20 protein-coding genes are annotated in these 18,304 nt (G+C 50.4%); 6 read left to right on the forward strand and 14 right to left on the reverse strand.

The genetic code is table 11. The annotated features are described in order from the left end of the window. Positions 1-662: 662 nt before the first annotated feature. From VGK02_06590 to VGK02_06605, 4 genes are all read right to left on the reverse strand, one after another. Positions 663-968, reverse strand: coding sequence for a ferritin family protein (locus VGK02_06590; protein ID HEY3374712.1), 306 nt, complete (start codon positions 966-968; stop codon positions 663-665). A gap of 253 nt (positions 969-1,221) precedes the next feature. Then, positions 1,222-1,503 carry a DUF378 domain-containing protein gene (locus VGK02_06595; GenBank protein ID HEY3374713.1) on the reverse strand — a complete coding sequence of 94 codons (282 nt, stop codon included), beginning with the start codon at positions 1,501-1,503 and terminating at the stop codon, positions 1,222-1,224. A gap of 254 nt (positions 1,504-1,757) precedes the next feature. After that, complete coding sequence (locus VGK02_06600) at positions 1,758-3,983, reverse strand: PEP/pyruvate-binding domain-containing protein (protein ID HEY3374714.1); 2,226 nt, start codon at positions 3,981-3,983, stop codon at positions 1,758-1,760. Between the two features lie 4 nt (positions 3,984-3,987). After that, complete coding sequence (locus VGK02_06605; protein HEY3374715.1) at positions 3,988-4,548, reverse strand: NADPH-dependent FMN reductase; 561 nt, start codon at positions 4,546-4,548, stop codon at positions 3,988-3,990. 130 nt (positions 4,549-4,678) lie between these two features. Between VGK02_06605 and VGK02_06610 the strand changes: the two genes are divergently transcribed. The 3 genes from VGK02_06610 (at position 4,679) to VGK02_06620 (ending at position 7,405) form a co-directional block, all read left to right on the forward strand. Beyond that, positions 4,679-5,353, forward strand: coding sequence for an HAD-IA family hydrolase (locus VGK02_06610; protein HEY3374716.1), 675 nt, complete (start codon positions 4,679-4,681; stop codon positions 5,351-5,353). A 69-nt stretch (positions 5,354-5,422) separates the two neighbouring features. After that, positions 5,423-6,565, forward strand: coding sequence for a glycosyltransferase family 4 protein (locus VGK02_06615; protein ID HEY3374717.1), 1,143 nt, complete (start codon positions 5,423-5,425; stop codon positions 6,563-6,565). Positions 6,566-6,721: 156 nt separating this feature from the next. Further along, the gene (locus VGK02_06620; GenBank protein ID HEY3374718.1) at positions 6,722-7,405 is read left to right on the forward strand and encodes a PilZ domain-containing protein; all 684 of its coding nucleotides are present in this window, start codon (positions 6,722-6,724) and stop codon (positions 7,403-7,405) included. A 19-nt stretch (positions 7,406-7,424) separates the two neighbouring features. On the opposite strand, the gene msrA is transcribed toward VGK02_06620, so the two are convergent. Continuing rightward, positions 7,425-7,931 (reverse strand): peptide-methionine (S)-S-oxide reductase MsrA, encoded by a 507-nt coding sequence (gene msrA, locus VGK02_06625; GenBank protein HEY3374719.1) that lies wholly within the window; start codon positions 7,929-7,931, stop codon positions 7,425-7,427. A 298-nt stretch (positions 7,932-8,229) separates the two neighbouring features. Between msrA and VGK02_06630 the strand changes: the two genes are divergently transcribed. Then, positions 8,230-8,490: a DUF5654 family protein gene (locus VGK02_06630; protein HEY3374720.1), complete on the forward strand. Its 261-nt coding sequence runs from the start codon at positions 8,230-8,232 to the stop codon at positions 8,488-8,490. Between the two features lie 94 nt (positions 8,491-8,584). Here the strand turns inward: VGK02_06630 and VGK02_06635 are convergent, their stop codons facing one another. From VGK02_06635 to VGK02_06645, 3 genes are all read right to left on the reverse strand, one after another. Then, positions 8,585-9,256, reverse strand: coding sequence for a class I SAM-dependent methyltransferase (locus VGK02_06635; GenBank protein HEY3374721.1), 672 nt, complete (start codon positions 9,254-9,256; stop codon positions 8,585-8,587). A gap of 185 nt (positions 9,257-9,441) precedes the next feature. Then, complete coding sequence (locus VGK02_06640; GenBank protein ID HEY3374722.1) at positions 9,442-9,702, reverse strand: YdeI/OmpD-associated family protein; 261 nt, start codon at positions 9,700-9,702, stop codon at positions 9,442-9,444. 224 nt (positions 9,703-9,926) lie between these two features. Beyond that, positions 9,927-12,119, reverse strand: coding sequence for a copper-translocating P-type ATPase (locus VGK02_06645; protein ID HEY3374723.1), 2,193 nt, complete (start codon positions 12,117-12,119; stop codon positions 9,927-9,929). 252 nt (positions 12,120-12,371) lie between these two features. Here VGK02_06645 and VGK02_06650 point away from each other — a divergent pair, with 252 nt between their 5' ends. Next, positions 12,372-12,749 carry a hypothetical protein gene (locus VGK02_06650; GenBank protein HEY3374724.1) on the forward strand — a complete coding sequence of 126 codons (378 nt, stop codon included), beginning with the start codon at positions 12,372-12,374 and terminating at the stop codon, positions 12,747-12,749. 154 nt (positions 12,750-12,903) lie between these two features. Here the strand turns inward: VGK02_06650 and VGK02_06655 are convergent, their stop codons facing one another. The 5 genes from VGK02_06655 to VGK02_06675 all read right to left on the reverse strand — a co-directional run bounded on the left by VGK02_06655 (position 12,904) and on the right by VGK02_06675 (position 14,926). Next, a complete protein-coding gene (locus VGK02_06655; GenBank protein ID HEY3374725.1) occupies positions 12,904-13,074 on the reverse strand; it encodes a hypothetical protein in 171 nt (56 codons plus the stop codon). Between the two features lie 231 nt (positions 13,075-13,305). Continuing rightward, the gene (locus tag VGK02_06660; GenBank protein ID HEY3374726.1) at positions 13,306-13,593 is read right to left on the reverse strand and encodes a radical SAM protein; all 288 of its coding nucleotides are present in this window, start codon (positions 13,591-13,593) and stop codon (positions 13,306-13,308) included. 6 nt (positions 13,594-13,599) lie between these two features. Next, complete coding sequence (locus tag VGK02_06665) at positions 13,600-13,878, reverse strand: hypothetical protein (GenBank protein HEY3374727.1); 279 nt, start codon at positions 13,876-13,878, stop codon at positions 13,600-13,602. Beyond that, the gene (locus tag VGK02_06670) at positions 13,848-14,204 is read right to left on the reverse strand and encodes a cobalamin B12-binding domain-containing protein (GenBank protein ID HEY3374728.1); all 357 of its coding nucleotides are present in this window, start codon (positions 14,202-14,204) and stop codon (positions 13,848-13,850) included. The genes VGK02_06665 and VGK02_06670 overlap by 31 nt, the downstream gene beginning before the upstream one ends. 203 nt (positions 14,205-14,407) lie before the next feature. Then, positions 14,408-14,926, reverse strand: a complete 519-nt coding sequence (locus tag VGK02_06675; protein ID HEY3374729.1) for a YetF domain-containing protein — start codon at positions 14,924-14,926, stop codon at positions 14,408-14,410. A gap of 392 nt (positions 14,927-15,318) precedes the next feature. Between VGK02_06675 and VGK02_06680 the strand changes: the two genes are divergently transcribed. Then, positions 15,319-16,428: a polysaccharide deacetylase family protein gene (locus VGK02_06680; protein HEY3374730.1), complete on the forward strand. Its 1,110-nt coding sequence runs from the start codon at positions 15,319-15,321 to the stop codon at positions 16,426-16,428. Between the two features lies 1 nt (position 16,429). Here VGK02_06680 and VGK02_06685 read toward each other — a convergent pair whose 3' ends face one another. After that, positions 16,430-18,055: an AarF/ABC1/UbiB kinase family protein gene (locus VGK02_06685; GenBank protein ID HEY3374731.1), complete on the reverse strand. Its 1,626-nt coding sequence runs from the start codon at positions 18,053-18,055 to the stop codon at positions 16,430-16,432. Positions 18,056-18,304: the final 249 nt, after the last annotated feature.

Consider the following 18,304-nt stretch of genomic DNA (forward strand, 5'->3'; position numbering starts at 1 on the left):
CCCGATCTTCTGATTTCACGGTATCCATACCGCTTACTGGGGCTCTTCCGCCTGCAGCTAAAGTTGCCAGCGGAGCACTTAGAACTAAGGCAAGCGCGACTACTATCGTCAGCAACATTGTTAGTTTTTTACTCAAATTCATCATCTCCTTCTATTGGTTTGCTCAACTAGGTCTAGCTTACTTGTCAAGGTTAGAAGCGAACTCTCACCTCCTTTAGCTCGCAAATATTCACAGAAGTTCTGGACCCGGTTGAAAAAGTTACCCGTATACTAATTGCGTAAACAAGAATCTTAGAACGTCTCATGTATCCAAATGAAAGCGGTGTAACGTGGGTTAAAGCAGCATTTGAATGTAGGGCTATCTCTTAGCCTCGAGGAAACCTATCGTTATCCAACGATAAACAAAAACGCAGTATGAGCTGAGCTTAATAATGGTTTAGGGGAACGAGATAGTCTCGTAGATGAGAAAGTATTCAATTTTATGCTGGAATTCGGTTCGAGTAGTCGTTCAATTTTCACAAATTAAGCATCAAAAAGAAAAAGCCCGTGAAACTATGCGGGCCTTTTGCTTTCTTGATGCGTATGCGGAAGGCTTGAGGTTACAGGTGTTTAGTTTTATCCCCCAGGTAAATTACCACCTGGTATCTGGGATGTAGCAAACGTTATAGACTACCGGTTTCGGCCTTAATTTTGTCAACCTCACGAGTGCCGTCAGCGAGGAACTTGTCTTCATCGGGCGCGAGATAGCTTAGCAACCGTTGAAACTCACCTACATGCACGCGCTCTTCGTTGGCGATATCTACGAGCACGGCCTTCGCCAGAGCATCGTCGGTGGCATCCGCGTGAGCCATGTACAGGTGAATGGCCTCTTCTTCGGCGCTAATATTAAGGCGAATAGCTCTTATGAGCTCTTCTTTTGTCATTTTCCTGGGAACCATACCCGAGAACGGGTTCACGAACTCAGCCACGTGCATTACTCCTTTAATTATTAAGACTGCTTACAGACGGTTTGCACAAACGCGTTGCGGAACACTCAATCGACCCCGTCCACGCATAAGCGCTTTTTGACGGCCTTAGCACTAAATCTACCCTTACGAGCATTTTAAAACATTGGGTGGCGCATGCTTACGTGACTAGCAACTGCGATTCCTATTCTACGACGGTAAAAAAGCGGGTGGCAATGGCCACCCGCTTCAAGAACTAAGATACAAGACGTTATGACTATGCTGCTCTTCTCATGCGCTCGCGATCCTCAGCCGGCATTACACGCGACTGTAGACCTGCGACCTTTGTGAGCGAGTAGATTGAATAGAGACCGCCTAAACCAACGATTGCAAAGATTACGCGCGATATCGTGCTTATCGCAGCTGTTCCGGTAATACCGCTTCCGAAGATCGCCCTAACCAGGTCAAAATTGAAAAATCCAACAAGACCCCAGTTAATGGCGCCGATAAGCGCGAGAGTGAGCGCCGTCCAATCAAGCCAATTCAGTCTGTTCGGCATTATTCTCACCTCCTACCAACCAATTGATCCGCTGCCCGTAATCTGATCTGGCTGTCATTGTGCGGACCATGCAGACCACCGTTCTAATTAATGTAATTCCCCGATTCCGCAACTTTTAACGAATACGTAACTGATTTTCTCTAAATACAAGCAGAAGGGTTCACGCTGGCATCACGCGGTATTAACGGGCTACTGCCCGGTAACATCGTAGCAGCAAAACCGCTCATATGGTTATTAATACGGCTACCATGCGGTTACAGCCCGACGACACTCCTACCGCTTCCGAATGTTCCCGTGTCGCGCTCGATGGACGCAACGGCGCTTTTTACTTCGCTGAAAAACGAGAGTGACACGCCGACCGCGTCAAACCCCTTGTTGACCAGGTACGGCAATATCGCCGGATCGCGAGCGCTTTCGCCGGCCACGCATGTAAATACGCCGTATCTTTGAGCTACGGCTGCAATCTCGTCTAAAAGGCGGAGTACCGCGGGGTGGCTAGGCTGAAAAAGGTCTGCAACCTTCTGACTTTCACGATCGATTGCAAGCGCGCACATAACCAGATCGCTTAACCCGACACTTATGAAATCTATGCCTTCGTTTATGAATTCGGCCAGCATAAATACGGCAGCCGGATTTTCCACCGATATGCCGACCTTAATATCCTCATGCGGACGAAGTCCGACATCTAAAAGCACCTCTTTTGCTCTGACCAGCTCGTCTACAACCCGCACAAAGGAAAGTTTGACACCGAGATCGCCATCGGCTTGCGCGAGCGCCCGCTTAAGCGCACGAAACTCGAGTTTTAGCATTTCAGGCTCTTCGAGCTCACGCCCGATACCCCGCCAGCCGAAGAGCGGGTTTCGCTCCTCGGGATCTTCTGAACCTTGCAGCCTTCTAAACTCATCGGTTGGTGCATCCATTGTCTTGTACCACACCGGCTTCCCATCGAACATTGTCAGGGTTTGCACGATTCCATTTGTAATACTGTCCTCCAGGTAGATACCGAGACCTTCGCGTATCATCTTGATGGGATGAACGCCGCTCTCGAACAAAAAGTAATCATCGCGAAGCGATGACACGCCATCTGCGAAAGAAGCGAGGTTCCGCACCTTCTCGGGGATGAGTACCGAGAGAAATATTTGCGTCCGGGTTTCCGGTACGGCAGCAACCTCGCGCACCCGTATGCTGAGGTCGCCGGCATACACAACCCCTCTAAGACCATCGACTGTGACCACTTGGCCTTCTTTAAGCTTTTCGGTCGCATTGCCCGTTCCAAGCACGCACGGAACGCCGAACTCGCGCAAGATATTTGCGCCGTGGCTGGTTGCGCCGCCCTCATCGGTAACAACAGCTGCAGCACGCCGTAAATATACCGCCAGCTCGTTGGTAATACGCTGCGCCACCACAACCGTGTCGCAATCAACATCCGGCATAGTGTCGGGGCTGATAAGCATTACCCTGCCCGAACCAACCGCCGGACTTACCCCGGTTCCGCGCAGCAGTACCGTGTGCTCGCCGATCTGCGGGAAAAGCTTTTCATATCGCTCGCCGATAACGATCGGGCGCGACTGTAAAATATAGAATGCGCCATCCGCAAAAGCCCACTCGATATCCTGGGGCTTCCCAAATAACTCATCCAGATTGATACCGATCTGCGCAAGTTCATATACCTCGCGGTCGCTGAGTTTCGGTCGTGACTTGATTTCATCCAACACTGGTTTGCGCTCGCCCGATGGGGTTATAAACTCGGCTTGCCTGCCCATTTTGCGGCTAACAATCATATCGCGCTTGCGTGAATATACGTAACGCTCCGGCGTCACTTCGCCGGATACGATCTCCTCGCCAAAACCGAATATAGCGTCAATGATTACTTTGTCTGTGTCGCCGGTTACCGGGTCCATGGAAAAGATGATGCCGGATCGCTCCGCCGGCACCATTGTTTGGACAAGCACAGCGACCGCGATACCCGGTGCCAACAGCCCCTGCTCTTTTAGGTAAATATGCGCTTCCGTAGTAAAAATGGACGCCCAGCAGCGCCGCACCGCAAGCACCAGATCCTCAAATTCGCGTATATCGGGGAATGAAGATAGCAACCCGGCCAAACTCGCGTTCGGCGTATCTTCGACATTTGCAGAGCTTCGCACAATAAGTCCGACCGGTGTGGTTTCTATGAGCCGATCGTATACATACTGGAGCGCTTGCATGGTGTCATCATCAAGTGCCGCGGAGACTACGGCAGTGCGCAACCGCTCCGTCAGCACACCAAGCTCGTGTTGATTTATATCGCGTGACAGAAACGCATTTAAGTCAACGCCCACGTCTGCGCGTACAAGCATGTTTCGAAATGCTTCCGAAGTAAGAATATAGCCCCGGGGCACACGATAACCGGCTTTGTAGAGTATGGCAGTATTTTCACCCTTGCCCCCGACCAGCGGGAGCGACTCCGGTTGTACTTCGTCATATGAAAGCAATAGCTTCATGATGTTACTCCGTTAGCTGTATCGTCCACTCGTAAAGCCCGTGTAGCAGGCTTCTTATCTGAGCGATGGTTGTCTCATCCAAAAGATTGCCGTTAGCGTCGAATTTTTCGTGGGCGCGAGACACGTACACCTCCGGGTCTACCAGGCATAACGATTTCGTAAATATAAAGCACTGACGCAGTTGAAGCTGCCCGCGCACGGTTCCGAAGCCACCCGTTGAAGCCCCTAGGAGCGCAACAGGCTTGCCGTGCAGCGGCGAGTCCGTCGGCGGACGTGACGCCCAGTCGATTGAATTCTTGAGTACACCGGGAATCGAGTAGTTGTACTCCGGCATGGCGATCAACAACGCGTCGGCGGCCCTGATTTTGTTCTTAAACTCCAGAACCGGTTCTGGAAAGCTTTGTGCTTCGACATCGCCGTTGTAGAGCGGGATATTATCGAGCTCGAATATTTCGATGGTCATGTTGGGTGGTACTAGTTCCTTCGCATTGTGCAGCAGCGCCCTGTTATAAGAACCTTTTCGCAGACTGCCGGCAAAACCAAGCACACTTATGGTACGCGTCATATAATCCTCTCCTCGCGTCACGAAATACCGTTTTACCTGCCGTAACCAGGTGCGATTAGATTGCTCGCCGGGCTACGGCTTTACCTTACTCGCCATGAATATACCTATTTCGATGTGATATAATGCCGTTATGCAAAAATTTAGGACGGCTTTATTCGATGTCGACGGGACCATCCTCGACACGTCGGAGTTCATTTTCCAAGCATACGAATATACGCTCAACAAGTTCGGGTTGGCGCCGAAAGGTCGCCGGGAGATAGCACAGTATATCGGTATCCCGCTTGAAACCATCTATGAGACGCTCTCCCCCGGAGAGGACACCAAAGCGCTCTCACAAACCCATCGGGATTTCCAATTAGAGCACCTCTACTTATCAAAACCCTTTCCGGGAACGCTATCCACCCTAGCTCAACTCAAAGAGGCGGAAATAAAAATCGGTGTTGTTACAACCCGTTCGCACGTGACCGCTATCGAAACGCTCGATCTCGCGCTCATTAGCGACTATATCGATTACGTGGTGGGACTCGAAGATGTAGCGCACCTCAAACCCGATCCCGAGCCCGTGTTAAAGGCCCTTCATTATCTAAATACCGAACCGCACGATGCGGTTATGGTCGGCGACAGCGACGTCGATGTTATCGCGGGAAGAACGGCGGGGACCACGACCATCGGCGCAACCTACGGGTTTCACGGTTTGCGGCTTGCCAAAAGTAATCCGGATTACCTCATCGACAGCATAGAAGAGGTAATCCCCATTATCGCGCCCCAGCTCAAAGATGTTGGCGAATTGCCAATTATTAAATAGGTAGAGATAGCATGCTCGAAGTATAACGAAAGGGGTCCGGCCAAAATACGATTGGTGGACGGCTACGACATGACACGTATTGCGTACCTGCTAAGAAAAACCGGCGGCGGCATTCAAACGCACATAACAGGCCTGCTCTCAGAGCTTGACCGGTCGGAATACGATGCGGTTGTTATTTCACCATCCGCACCGAAGCTGTTTGCGGCGCTCGACTCAATCGGAGTCAAGCACATCGAAGTTGATATCGCCGACTCCATCTCCCCACGAGCCGACCTTGCATCAGCCCGCGAAGTCGCCGAACATCTGCGCGGCATCAAACCCGATATTCTGCACATGCACGGCAACAAAGCTGCTGTGGTGGGCTGGGTTTCATCGGTTTTTTACCCCGTGAAGCACCGCATCTTGACCGTTCACAATTTTCCCAGCAACCTTAACCCTGCGTCCAGACACTATCAGATAAACCGCCGTATAAACCGGATGGTATTCGGTGCGGTCGACCACATAATCGCGGTATCTACCGAGCTTAAACGCTGCCTGGAAATGGAGATTGGGTTGCCGGACAACGCCATCAGCATTATCCCAAATGGGATCGATCTTGCCCAGTGGGACCGGTATAAAACAGGCAATAAAGCTGCTGCCAAACGTGAGCTTGGTCTCTCCGAGAATACGCTTTTGCTCGGCGCCATCGGGCGGTTTGTGCCTTTTAAAGGTCATGGCGTACTGCTGCAAAGCATGAAGCGCATTGTCGAGATGCAACCGGATGTTCACCTCATCCTTATGGGTGATGGCCCGCTTCATGATGAGCTTGTCAAGCAGGCTAACGAGCTGGGTATTGCAGATAATGTGTCGTTTCTGGGATTTGTCGATGAGCCGGGGCGCTACATGGCGGGCCTTGATATTTTTGTTTTGCCGTCGGTCAATGAACCGTTCGGTATTGTTGTCCTCGAAGCGATGGCGCTCGGGCTACCCGTGGTAGCGACAAACGCCGGCGGCGTACCCGATATCATCGATGACGGTATTAACGGGCTATTGGCAGCGTCAAATGATGCTGCTTCACTTGCCGGTGCCGTCCTGCGCCTTATCGGCGACGCAGACTTTCGCAACGCTTTTGCAGAGCGCGGCCCCGTACTCGTTCGAGAAAAATTCACCACTAAATCTATGTCCGATGCGACGAGCATGGTGTATCTGCAGGCGCTCGGCGACACGCAGTAAAGCAATTTATATCATGCCCGGTACGAAGGTTAACAACGCCAATTATTCCCGCTAATGCGCCAAAATTTCTTGGCTTCCGCAACTACCTCTATAGAAATTATGATATAATTGCAACAATTCTCTTTATTAATGGCGGATCAAACCGATAGAGTAGTTATGGCAACTGTTAAATCCACCATAGAAGCAACTAATAATCGCGTTAAAGAGTTCCTAACCCAGGGTGCATCGTTTTGTCTTCGCCCTGAAGAGTTAGACCACGTGATATATTTTTCCATTGAAATGGCTATTGATGATGACCTGTTCATCTGCAGGTCAAAGCGAAAAGCTACCCTCGATATCGATCTAACGGATAGAGCCGTTGAGGTCATATTCGCTGAAGATATGAATGCTTCTTCAATGAAGCTCATCGTGTACAAGCAGTCATCCGATGGAACCCTGATTGCCGTCTGCCCGGTAGGTACTCCTAAACCGCTTCCACAGCGCAAGCACCGCCGTTTGAAACCAAGTGAAAGTATTAATTTCCGCATCCAGGCTAATACAACCGGTAATATTTACAAGGGCGCTTTTGTCGACGACATAAGCGAAGGCGGTATCGGAGTAATTGCGTATGCCAACAGCGAGATTACAGTGGGCACATCCGTCCACCTCATCATCGAACTGCAGGCCGACGAACATATTATTATTGCGGGCACGATCGTGAACTGCTCCAAATACGAACAGCTAAGTAAAGCATACCGCATTGGGATTCGTTTCGTGGGTGCATCAGAAGGAGACTTAAAGAAGCTCGCCGCTTTTATCCACCAGCAACTCAAACAACCTAAACCGGCTGGTAGGCAATAGGTAGAGGTTCTGACCCTAACTAGTATTGCTTGCATCTTATAGCATGCTTCTTGTAATAATCCTGATGATACTCTTCGGCCCTATAAAACTCACGAGCGGGAAGTATTGATGTTGCGATCGGCTTATTAAATTTGCCCGACTCCTCAAGCGACTTTTTAGACTTCTCCGCAAGCATCTTTTGCGTTTCGTTATGATAAAAGATCGCAGTCCTGTATTGAGGACCCCTATCATTTGATTGCCCTGCCGCGTCAGTGGGATCTATATTGTTCCAGAAATTATCGAGTAATTGTTCGAAGGTTATTTTTAGCGGGTCATAGGTTACCTGGATGGCTTCATAATGCCCGGTATTACCCGACGAGACTTCTTCATAGGTTGGATTTTCCTTTTGTCCTCCCGTATAGCCTGATGCTACATCAACTGCACCATCTAACGCTTCAAAAGCAGCCTCCATGTGCCAGAAACATCCGCCTGCAAATATTGCTTTTTCCAAGCTTGTGTCCTCCATGGTTTCATCTCCACTTTTCACATCACCACATCCGATTCAGATAATCTACGTTCTTATGAATGCTATATGGCCTTAATTTCATAAACTTACGCATATCGGTGATCGGCTTTAAGGGGGCTTCGCTTTCCTTCCAACTTATGAACTTAACCATGTTCTAAGCTCTAATAAAAGCTCTGCTGCCAATTGTTCAATTGTTCCATTGCCCTGAAAATACTCTTGAGGGTGAAGCTCAATACCATCTTGTTTAGGTGATTAGAACTAACAACAACGGGAAGAGAAGACACATGAGACGCGATTCATGATAAGGGGGTGCTTAGTTATGAGATCTCAAATACTAGAAGCGATGGCCACATTTATTACGGCAGCCTTTGCCTTTGTTGCTGCGCTTGCTTGGAATAACGCAATTCTTGCTATCTTTAAAGCCGTATTTGGAACCGCCACGGGCGTAACTTCATTACTGACCTATGCCGTAATTGTCACCATCGTTGCGGTGCTTGCAACATTATGGGTAGGAAGAGCACTGCAGCGAGCAAAAGAGGCAGAGCAATCGCCTGAAGAGAGGACGCGCAAAGCCGGCTAGCGGGTCACTTTAAGAGTTATTTCTCAAAGCACAAGAGCCCTGGCATATCTACCAGGGCTTCCCTTTTAGGTGTGGACTTACGGAGACGATCTTGTTAGATAGGTTCCTTCCAAATCGTAGTAATAACCATCATTAAAGGGCGCTCAATCTTCCACTTAATAGATGGTATCTTTTCCAAATACCCCTCAATTTCCTCAATTGTAAAGCAGGCATCGATAACTCTGCCCATGCCATCCAAGGGAATTTGTTTCCAGAGTGTGTATCTGGTATGGAGATACGCCAAACTCCTCACCCACGAGGGAACATCTCTTGTGAAGTCAAAGATAATGCCTGTGCCGCCAGGTTTAAGAACTCGCACCATCTCGTAGAGAAATTGCGATGGATCATCGATCTGGTGAAGAAAATTAGAATTAGTTACAAGGTCAAGGGAGTTATCCTCGAAAGGAAGGTCAAAAGCCGATCCTAGGTGAAGCTGCACCTTCGCATCGAGGTTGCGCTTCTGGAGCGTGTCCTTAGCTAAGCTAAGCATATTGGGAGAGATATCGAGACCATGAATCTCTTTATGCGGGGCAAGCTTGGCCAGCTGAGCAAGAAAATAGCCAGGACCACAAGCAACATCTAGCACATTGCCCTCGTCGCTGCTTAATCGCAGCGCTTTCCTAGCGGCGATACTAAAGGGTGCCCTGCCCGTAAGCTTAGCATAGGCTTCTGCGATAGGCTTAGGGTCCATATCCTGGATTAACAAGGGAACGCGAGGCCGAGTCATTAACACCGCTCCTTCCTCGAAAGCTATACCATTACAGTTACAATTAGAGTATAAACGATTGCGACGAAAATATGGTATCCAGGCAACAAAAAGCCGCCATTACTACCAGGGCTTCCCTTTTAGGTGCGGAGGTGTGGGGATGGTCTTAGAACATACATCTCAACAGCGATTTCTGAGATATATAGTTAAGGATTCGCCTTTTTTGGTCTATAAACCATGTTCATATACCGATCGTCTTCTTTAAGCTCATCAAGCATCTGGGAAAGTCGTTTGCGTTGCGTTTCCTCGCGCTTGGCACGTATGATCCATCCAATGTAATCGTTCTGTTGATAAGGTGGACGAGACTTGTAAGCCTCCATTAAACCACGCTCAGTAAGCGCCTGGTTTACGAAATCAGGCGCCGAATAAACTGGTCTTTTAAGCCGTGAATACTCCCGGTTACTCATGCTTCTCATCTTACTGAGTTTTCATTAATAACTCTAGAGACCCAACCCATAACCAAAAATATTGAAAGGATAAGAAAGTGGCAGCTCATCGCAGCCATTAATTAGTAATATTCCCCGGACAGGATTCGAGCCTAGAATTCATTGAAGTATTTAAAAGATAAATCCCTGGTAGAAATACCAGAGTTAACTTCATTTGTGGAGATAGGGGGCTCGAACTCTTGCCCTTAAATTATTCGTGCTTGTCTGCCTAAATATAGCGAGTTCAAGGTTACTGTTATTGTGCTGGCTGACATTGCTAGGGCTGCGACTTGTGGGCTGAGAAGTAATCCCGTCGAGGGATAAAACATACCTGCGGCAACAGGTAAAGCAATGGCGTTGTAACCGATAGCCCAGGCGATATTCTGCCTGATCTTGCCCATGACGAGCCTGCCGAGGCGAATAGCCCGCACAACATCGCGCGGGTCGTTTTTGACGAGTACGATTGAGCCTGTTTCGATTGCAACATCGGTGCCCGCCCCAATAGCAATCCCGAGGTCGGCTTGTGCGAGCGCTGGCGCATCGTTGATACCGTCGCCGACCATGGCAACGAGTTTGCCGCGTCCTTGCAGTTCCCGTACCTTTTCGGCTTTCTGAGCCGGCAGAACTTCAGCGAACACGGTAGTAATACCGAGCTCGCCGGCGACCTCGTCGGCGGTAGCACGGTTATCCCCGGTGATCATGGCGACATCAATACTCATATCGCGAAGCTGCCGGACCGCTTGCTTTGATTCGGGCCGTATGCGGTCGGCAAGCCCGATGACGCCCTGTATGACATCATCTATCGCGACGTAGATAAGTGTCTGGCGGTTGCCTTTTTGCTTATCCGCCAGCTGTGATATCTCACGCACGTCGACCGATTCAGAGTTCATGAGGCTGGCGTTTCCCACCATGACCTTGCGACCTTCGATGGTGCCGACGGCACCGCGACCGGGCACAGCCCTATAGTTGGAAACCTGCGGCAAATCAATAATTCCCCTTGCGCGCGCCGCCTCGATTATCGACTTTGCGATGGCGTGCTCGGAGCCAAGTTCGAGCCCGGCGACCAGGCGAAGTAATTCGTCTCGCGAGAGCGGACCGGCAGTTACGATATCCAGCACTTCAGGGTGTCCAACCGTGAGCGTACCTGTTTTATCAAATAGCACGGTGTTGATACGGGCGGCCCGCTCGAAGGCAAGCGCGTTCTTTGTGAGAATACCCTTTCGCGCGCCGGCACCGGTGCCGACCACAATCGCTATCGGCGTGGCAAGCGCCAGCGCATCCGGGCACGCAATAACAACCGTCGAGATACCGGCGGTCAGCGCAAACAAAAACCCCTGGTTAGTAAATGCGAGCCACACAAGAAACGCGAGTAAGCCGCCGCCGAGCGCTACCGGTACGAGGTAGGCCGCCACCCGGTCGATGACGCGCTGCACCGGGGCGCGCGTCCGCTGCGCCGCCGTTACCATGTTAACGATTTGGCTGAGCGTCGTGTCCTCGCCGACTTTCATGGCGAGCATCCGAAACGCGCCTTCCTGGTTAATTGTGCCGCCGATTGCTTCATCCCCTACACCTTTGGGAACAGGTATCGACTCACCGGTGATCGCGGATTGGTCGATCGACGATTCACCGTCGACGATCACACCGTCGACCGGCACCTTTTCGCCGGGTCGAACAAGGAGAACATCGCCTTGCTTAACGTCTGCGACCGGCACCTCTTTGATTTCGCCGTCGCTGACGAGGTTTGCAGTGGCGGGAACGAGACTTAGAAGCGATTGGATAGCTTCGCTGGTGCGCCCGCGAGCCGCCATCTCAAGCCAGTGCCCGAGCAACACGAAGGTGAGCAGCATCGTTGCCGCTTCGTAAAAGGTGGGAGCTCTGAAAATAAAAGTTGCCGCGACGCTGTAGAGATAGGCAGCCAGAACGGCAACCGAGACCAGAACTGCCATATTGGTTGTGCGGTGTTTCAAAGCATGCCAGGCACCGGTGAAGAAAAACCAACCCCCGTAAAAAACGGCGGGTGTGGCGAGAATGAAGTGAAACAGGTTGAGGTCGATGGGCACCGGCACGCTGCGCCTGAGAATCGTTGTGCCGATCGGCGACGTAATAACGATAATCGCCGTTAGAATGGCGGTTACGATGAAAGCATTGCGGAGCTGTTTTACCATTTCAGGGCCGTGAGCAACATGCTCGGTTTCAAAACCGTACTCCGATTGCCATGCGGGTGCAACTATTTCATGCCCAGCGTGCCCGGCACCTTCACCGGCTGCTCCATGCTTTCTATCACCTTGGTGTACATGATTATGTGCTTCTTCAACACCATGTTGTTCATGGCTTTGTTCGGCCTCGCTGTCATGATTGTGCGCTTGCTTTTCATTATGGTCATGCTTGTGAGTATTCACGTCTATCCCCGCCTTATAAAATACTATGGTATTATTACCCATCTTTTCTAGGTAATATGCGCTTTTCTGCCTGTTAAGTGACCGCTTTGGCCCAAATCGTTGCATGCTTCTCCTGGGCTATGCCATTCGCAGTTTGATCTGGTCCCATAAGCTAGGGCGATTCAACAACCTCTTAACTGGGGATATATATGACGACAAGAAGAGTGACGAGCAAGAGGTTTGCATGGGATATACCTTGATACTACGGAGCGGATGGCTTGCGACCTGTGTGGGCTGCCGGTTACCGGTATGGCATACACGTGGAAAGGCGATGAGAATAATCAAGAAGATACGAAAATCTTTTGCTGCCGTGGCTGCCTGCAGGTGTATGAGCTGGCGTGCGAGCTTGGCCTCGACGTAAGCCACTACGATAACGTCAGGAATCATGTTCGGGACCGGTGTCAGAAGAACCGGGGCTTTAACGGGTACGCGGCGGATATCAGCGTGGACGGAATGTGGTGCCCGTCGTGCACGCTCCTGATTGAAACAGCGCTTTTGAGGAAATCCGGTATCTTAAATGCGGAGGTCAACTGCATTTCGGGGTCGGCCCGTATTCACTGCGACCCGTCGCTTGTAACCGAGGCCGGGTAAAACGCCCACACAAATGCCGGTACACTGGACATCATTACCAGACCGACGAAAATCTGGCTGGACACCATCCAGCCAAGGCCCTAGAAGCCGCACGTTGCGCAAAAAAATTCAATACCGATTCGCGCCGGTGGGTTGAAAAGCGGCATGTCGGGCGTCACCGGCCCGACATAACGGCGGATTCTCTCACGTGCGATAATCGCTTAGTATCATTCGTAGCCGTTTGATGATTACTTCGCGCCGATAGTAATGCGCCCACCGTAAGCACCAGGCCTATTGCGATAAACACAATAAGCGATATTGCAACCACGTACATCGCAACTAGCATGCAAATGCCTCCCTATGCAACCGCTTCGGTGACCGGTTGCCGCTCCGCATACACCTTCATTGAAGCGATAGAGTCGCTTACCAAAAGCTCCGCCAGCCGCACCATATACTCCTGTTTGTGTGCCGGTAGCCGGTGCAAATTCTTCAGCTTATTCCGATAGAATCGCATAAACGCGTTACTCAATAACCCGGATAATTGTCGCGAGTCATTGCGTCGGGCTTGATTATTGGGTTAATGAGGTTGATATCTATCAAGAATGCCCCGGTCGCGCACAATGTCATTGGCTCTGGTTTCAACCAAAAGCTCGATATTAAGATCTTCTTTAACAAGGCGTTTAAGAATGTATGCCCAGCGGTCTCGATCGAGTGTAGGATACTCATCGGCCACCTCGACAGTATCCACCCCGAAGCGCTCGCGGAGCATCCTCAGTTCGGCGATTACCGATTCGGCGTCTCGTGCACGCCACGATTGTCTCCACGGCTTTTGCTGGGAGCAAAACGTGCAGGTATTCGTACACACCCGCGCCTAGCTCACAATTGCGAGCCTGGAATCTGGTTTTGCTCGGTAGTAGTAGAGCGGCCAGTCTATCATATCCCATGCAACCGGCAACATATCGAGGTCTTCAATAAGAGACCGGTCCGGCGTGCTTGCGACCGCCCCCGAAGCATCGACGAACGATATGCCATGAACCTTTTGAGGCATATCACCAGCGTTTATACAGGTAAGAAGCTCGGGAAATGAATGCTCACCCTCACCGCGAACAACGTAACCGACTACCCCATCGCGGAGAACTTCGCGAGCCATAAACGTCGGATGGACCCGCCGATAACCGTTACAACACCGGGCATAACTTGCTTCGATAACCTCAGCACCTCTATTGCCGTATTAACTGTGGCGGTATAGGCCGTTGTCGCAACAACATCCGGCTGCGCTTCAGCTATGTGCTCTTTTACCTGATCAATCGTGTCAAAGCGCGACATGGCATCATATATCTCAACGTCAAACCCCGCGTTCTTAAGTGATCCGGCCAGGGAGGCCAGACCAAGCGGCATCCAGACGCCTACCGACTCAACCATGCCGCAGTGGTATGGCGGCGTAATGAGAAGAACCTTGCGTAGTTTCGTAGGCAACCCTCCCTTGAAGTATAACGTGCCTTCCAATTACCCAGCAGAAGTTGCCGCTAAACACGTAGGAAAGGTTTTTAGGTGGAGTATGGTAAAGGAACAAGAGCCAAAAGGCTCGAATGGCTAGCGCATACTCGCTAGATTCATGCTGGTAGAAAAGATGCCCTTACCCTACATTCTTGATTCGACCTATACGGCACCGACCCTTACTAGTGGCGCCGTATATATTTTATCCTCTTTTTTGTCTGGGTAACCTGCAATACCTTAGGAACGACGCTGATCGACCCATCGACTTCAAGAACTGCGCCCTGCACGTCCGATATTTTATTGATGCCGTGCTCGCGAAGCGCAGCCTCGAGTTCGTCGTAGGTTATTTTCTCTCTGGTTAAATTCGATTCGATTACCTTGCCATCGTGAATTAACAGGGTCGGTTTTCCAACGGTAAGCTCCTGCAAAATACGGCTGCGGTCGGCTATAGCTGAGACAAGATAATTGATGCCGAGAAGCGTAAGTGCGGCGACTATGCCCCCGGACAGCGATGTGTCGGGCCCCACCATCGCATTTTGCACGGCATTAGCGATAAGAAGCACAAGGACGAGATCAAATGGGGTAAACTGCCCAATTTCACGCTTGCCGGTCAAGCGCAACCCGATCAGAACCACGAAATAGATGACCGCGGTACGGGTAAATATCTGCACAAACGGTATCGCCGATACCAAGGGCCCCATGAGCTTCCTCCTCTCATCGTACTGCTTGTCATATCTATATACCCACTAAGCGCAATTATGTTTCGTTGCAGAGCGGCTTGCCGGGCTCTTTATCAGGACATTGGCTGCCGAATGAGGGCTTAGGCCGGCTAATCTTATGCCGATAAGATAATCATGCCACGGTAATTATTGCGCTGCTTTCATTGCAGCCAAATTGTTCGTGGCCGTAGCGCATTAAGTGTAAAATTTATCAGCAACCTGGTACTATGGGTAGCTAGCTGGGCAACAAAAGTTTACAATACGGTATACTGTTACGTGCTTTTTAATGACATATCATATTTATCAATATCTTTTCAGGGTATGAATTGAAGTATGTTTTGCATATAGCGCATACATGATACAGGATAAACAGTATGGTTAAGGACAAGAATAAGCAAAGAAACAGGCGGATTACGATTGCAAGTGTTATCATCACTGTTCTCGTATTGGCTGTGTTAGTGGCTGCCTATATTGGCCCAAGTGGAGCCATAAGCGTAAAAAACGTGCGAACCTTGATCATGGGCACAACAAGCCCCGGCGGGCACAAAGAACAAAGCAAGCCGAACCATGCCGCAAAACAAGAAACCGAGAACATCCCGACCTATGAAGAAACACCGATTGTAGCTTCGGAAAACCTCGACCCGATCATTGAGGAATCAAGCACTATCGAAACGACCACCATTACGCCGCCTGCGAATACGTCAAAGCCAGACACCCAACCGGGCGCATCTAGTTCTACTGGCGCGCAATCACGAAGCATACCGGGCTATATTCCGGTGCTCATGTATCACTGCGTTAACGATAAAACCAATTTTATAAACACCACCGAATATAATCTTACCGTCGACACGGGATCGTTCATGCAAGAGCTGGACTGGTTACAATCCCGCGGTTTTACCATTGTGAGCCTTAATGATGCGTATAGCGGGTTGATTGAAGGAAAAAAACTGTCGCCGAACCCTATCGTTTTGACGTTCGATGACGGATCGGCTGATTCATATACGGTTGTCTATCCAATCTTGAAACAACGCGGTGCGAGCGGCACGTTCTTTGTTCTTCCCGAGCGCGTGGACCGCGGTCGCGGTCTTACCTGGCCGCAGGTAATTGAAATGGCTAACAACGGCATGCAGATTGAATCGCATACTATGAAGCACTCCGACCTTGTTACGCTCCCATTGGATAAAGTTACGTACGAACTGCAACAATCAAAGGCTGAGATTGAGAAGAAAACCGGCTATCCGGTAAATTTCCTTGCGTATCCATTTGGCGATTACAACGTCCAGGTCATGGACGCTGTACGAGCCGCCGGTTATAAAGCCGCGTTTACAACCAGACAAGGTCTGTGGCTTCCCAGTGACTTCCTCCTAAAGCTAAAACGGGTTCGAGTGTCTCGCGGCGAGTCCATCGAATTGTTCGAGGCGATGCTCCCAGCAAGCAAGCACACAGCAAAACCGTTAACAACACCCGGCAATAGTTCACGCTAACTTATTCTCCATCGCGGCGACCAGGGTTTCTCCCGAAACGAATAAATACCAGAAAGAACCCGCTGAAGATGAGTAATGCAGCCCCGATGATACCTGCGATGAGGCGATTTACAATCTTGCTAACTATAGCTAGCTCTTCATCAAGCCTCGGCTGGTTGGTAACGATCGAAAACTCACCGCGCGAGACTTGCCCTAAAACCCGCCTCACCTGTTGCGTTCCGCGCGTGCTGATATCCACCAATTCAACGAATGAGCGCAGCGCCCGTTTAGCTAAGGCATAAGGCGAGTAGGTTTCTTCCCACAGTTTTCGTGCAAACGGCCTGGTGGCCTCGGCGAAATTAAAGTTCGGGTCGAGCTGAACGACGAGACTCTCCTCCATAACAATCGTTTTAACCAGAAGCGCAAGATTGGCAGGCATACGCAAGTTGTGGAGGCGAACCAGCGATGTGACATCATTGAGGATTCTCTTGATATCGATCTCATCAATAGAAAGCCCGTAATACTGGGCGAGCAGTATACTTATATCGCTTCTGAGCTCGGTAACACGTTCGACCCGTCCGATAATCCCCAGATCAGAATACGCGTTAATAATACCATCGGGGTTTTGCTGCGAGATTGCGATAAAGAGCTCGACGAGGCCGCCTTTGGTTTCCTGGTCGACGTAGCCGACCATCCCAAAATCAACGATGGCGATAACACTGTCTTCCATGACGTAAAAGTTTGCAGGATGCGGGTCTGCGTGGAAATACCCGTGGTCAAATACCTGTTTTAGCAATATTTCGGCACTGCGGTGCGCGACGAGCACCGGGTCGATCCCGGCGCGCACAAGCGCCTCAACATTATTGATACGAAGTCCCGCGAGACGTTCAAGGGTTATAACGCCGTCGGTAGTGTAATCCCAGTAAATGCGGGGGATACGCACGCGATCATCGTTTTTAAATTCTTCGCTGAAACGCTCTGCGTTTCTGCCCTCTTGAATATAATCGAGCTCGTGAAGGAGCGTTTGCGTGAACTCGCGCGCGATACCGACAAAATCATAGTTTTTCCCGATAGCCAACCGCCTGCTTGCAACGCGCGCGAGCTGCATTATGATGTCGACATCGACCGCCACTTGCTCCTGAACCCCGGGGCGTTTTACCTTTACAACCACATGCTCACCGGAAATAAGTATCGCGGCATGCACCTGGCCGATCGAGGCGCTCGCAAGCGGTACTGGGTCGAAATACGCAAATATGGCATCCAGAGGCTTTTCTAGCTCACGTTCAATTTCCTGCTTAATAAGATTGGTGCCCGCGGGCGGCACTTGATCTAGAAGTTTCTCGAGCTCGGACGTATACTCGGGCGGCAACAGGTCAACACGAGTGCTCAATACTTGACCCATCTTAATAAAGGTTGTGCCGAGGTCTTCAATAAGCAGGCGAAGGCGCACGGCCGGGTTCAGTTGTTCGGGTTCCTTCCGTGGGCCGAAAATGCTTATTCGAATCGGCGAGAACCTTGTGAGGCCAAGCTCGGCAACAAGAAACCCAAATCCGTTCCGTATGAGAGCGCTCGCAATCTGTCGATAGCGATTTCTGTATTGGCGCGATAGCACGAGGCGCAAACCGACGTGTGGGAGTATTCCTGCCACTTCTATAGCTCCTTACCAAAAAATAAGCCATTGCGGCTCTTATCGTATTGATACCCCTTTTAGCTGGTTGCTAACTACACCAGCAGAAATGCTACGAGGCGGCTCAAACGAGCAAATGCTAAGCAGTGCCGAAGAGCTTAAAAGGGCGCGCTCGTTTGTAAGGCTAACTAGTTCCCCCTGAAAAAGTCGGTGAAATATTAGTGAAGTTTTAGGCCAAAACAATAGGAATTCCCAGCTCAGATAGCGAAT

This window comes from Candidatus Aquicultor sp. (genome assembly GCA_036504445.1).
Lineage (GTDB): Bacteria > Actinomycetota > Aquicultoria > Aquicultorales > Aquicultoraceae > DASXVE01.

Excerpts from the sequence above, each read along its gene's own strand:
- VGK02_06595 (HEY3374713.1), bottom strand. The coding sequence starts at position 1,503 with ATGCCGAACAGACTGAATTGGCTTGATTGGACGGCGCTCACTCTCGCG.
- VGK02_06600 (HEY3374714.1), bottom strand. The coding sequence starts at position 3,983 with ATGAAGCTATTGCTTTCATATGACGAAGTACAACCGGAGTCGCTCCCG.
- VGK02_06605 (HEY3374715.1), bottom strand. The coding sequence starts at position 4,548 with ATGACGCGTACCATAAGTGTGCTTGGTTTTGCCGGCAGTCTGCGAAAA.
- VGK02_06610 (HEY3374716.1), top strand. The coding sequence starts at position 4,679 with ATGCAAAAATTTAGGACGGCTTTATTCGATGTCGACGGGACCATCCTC.
- VGK02_06615 (HEY3374717.1), top strand. The coding sequence starts at position 5,423 with ATGACACGTATTGCGTACCTGCTAAGAAAAACCGGCGGCGGCATTCAA.
- VGK02_06620 (HEY3374718.1), top strand. The coding sequence starts at position 6,722 with ATGGCAACTGTTAAATCCACCATAGAAGCAACTAATAATCGCGTTAAA.
- VGK02_06630 (HEY3374720.1), top strand. The coding sequence starts at position 8,230 with ATGAGATCTCAAATACTAGAAGCGATGGCCACATTTATTACGGCAGCC.
- VGK02_06635 (HEY3374721.1), bottom strand. The coding sequence starts at position 9,256 with ATGACTCGGCCTCGCGTTCCCTTGTTAATCCAGGATATGGACCCTAAG.
- VGK02_06640 (HEY3374722.1), bottom strand. The coding sequence starts at position 9,702 with ATGAGTAACCGGGAGTATTCACGGCTTAAAAGACCAGTTTATTCGGCG.
- VGK02_06650 (HEY3374724.1), top strand. The coding sequence starts at position 12,372 with ATGGCTTGCGACCTGTGTGGGCTGCCGGTTACCGGTATGGCATACACG.
- VGK02_06655 (HEY3374725.1), bottom strand. The coding sequence starts at position 13,074 with ATGCTAGTTGCGATGTACGTGGTTGCAATATCGCTTATTGTGTTTATC.
- VGK02_06665 (HEY3374727.1), bottom strand. The coding sequence starts at position 13,878 with ATGGCTCGCGAAGTTCTCCGCGATGGGGTAGTCGGTTACGTTGTTCGC.
- VGK02_06675 (HEY3374729.1), bottom strand. The coding sequence starts at position 14,926 with ATGGGGCCCTTGGTATCGGCGATACCGTTTGTGCAGATATTTACCCGT.
- VGK02_06680 (HEY3374730.1), top strand. The coding sequence starts at position 15,319 with ATGGTTAAGGACAAGAATAAGCAAAGAAACAGGCGGATTACGATTGCA.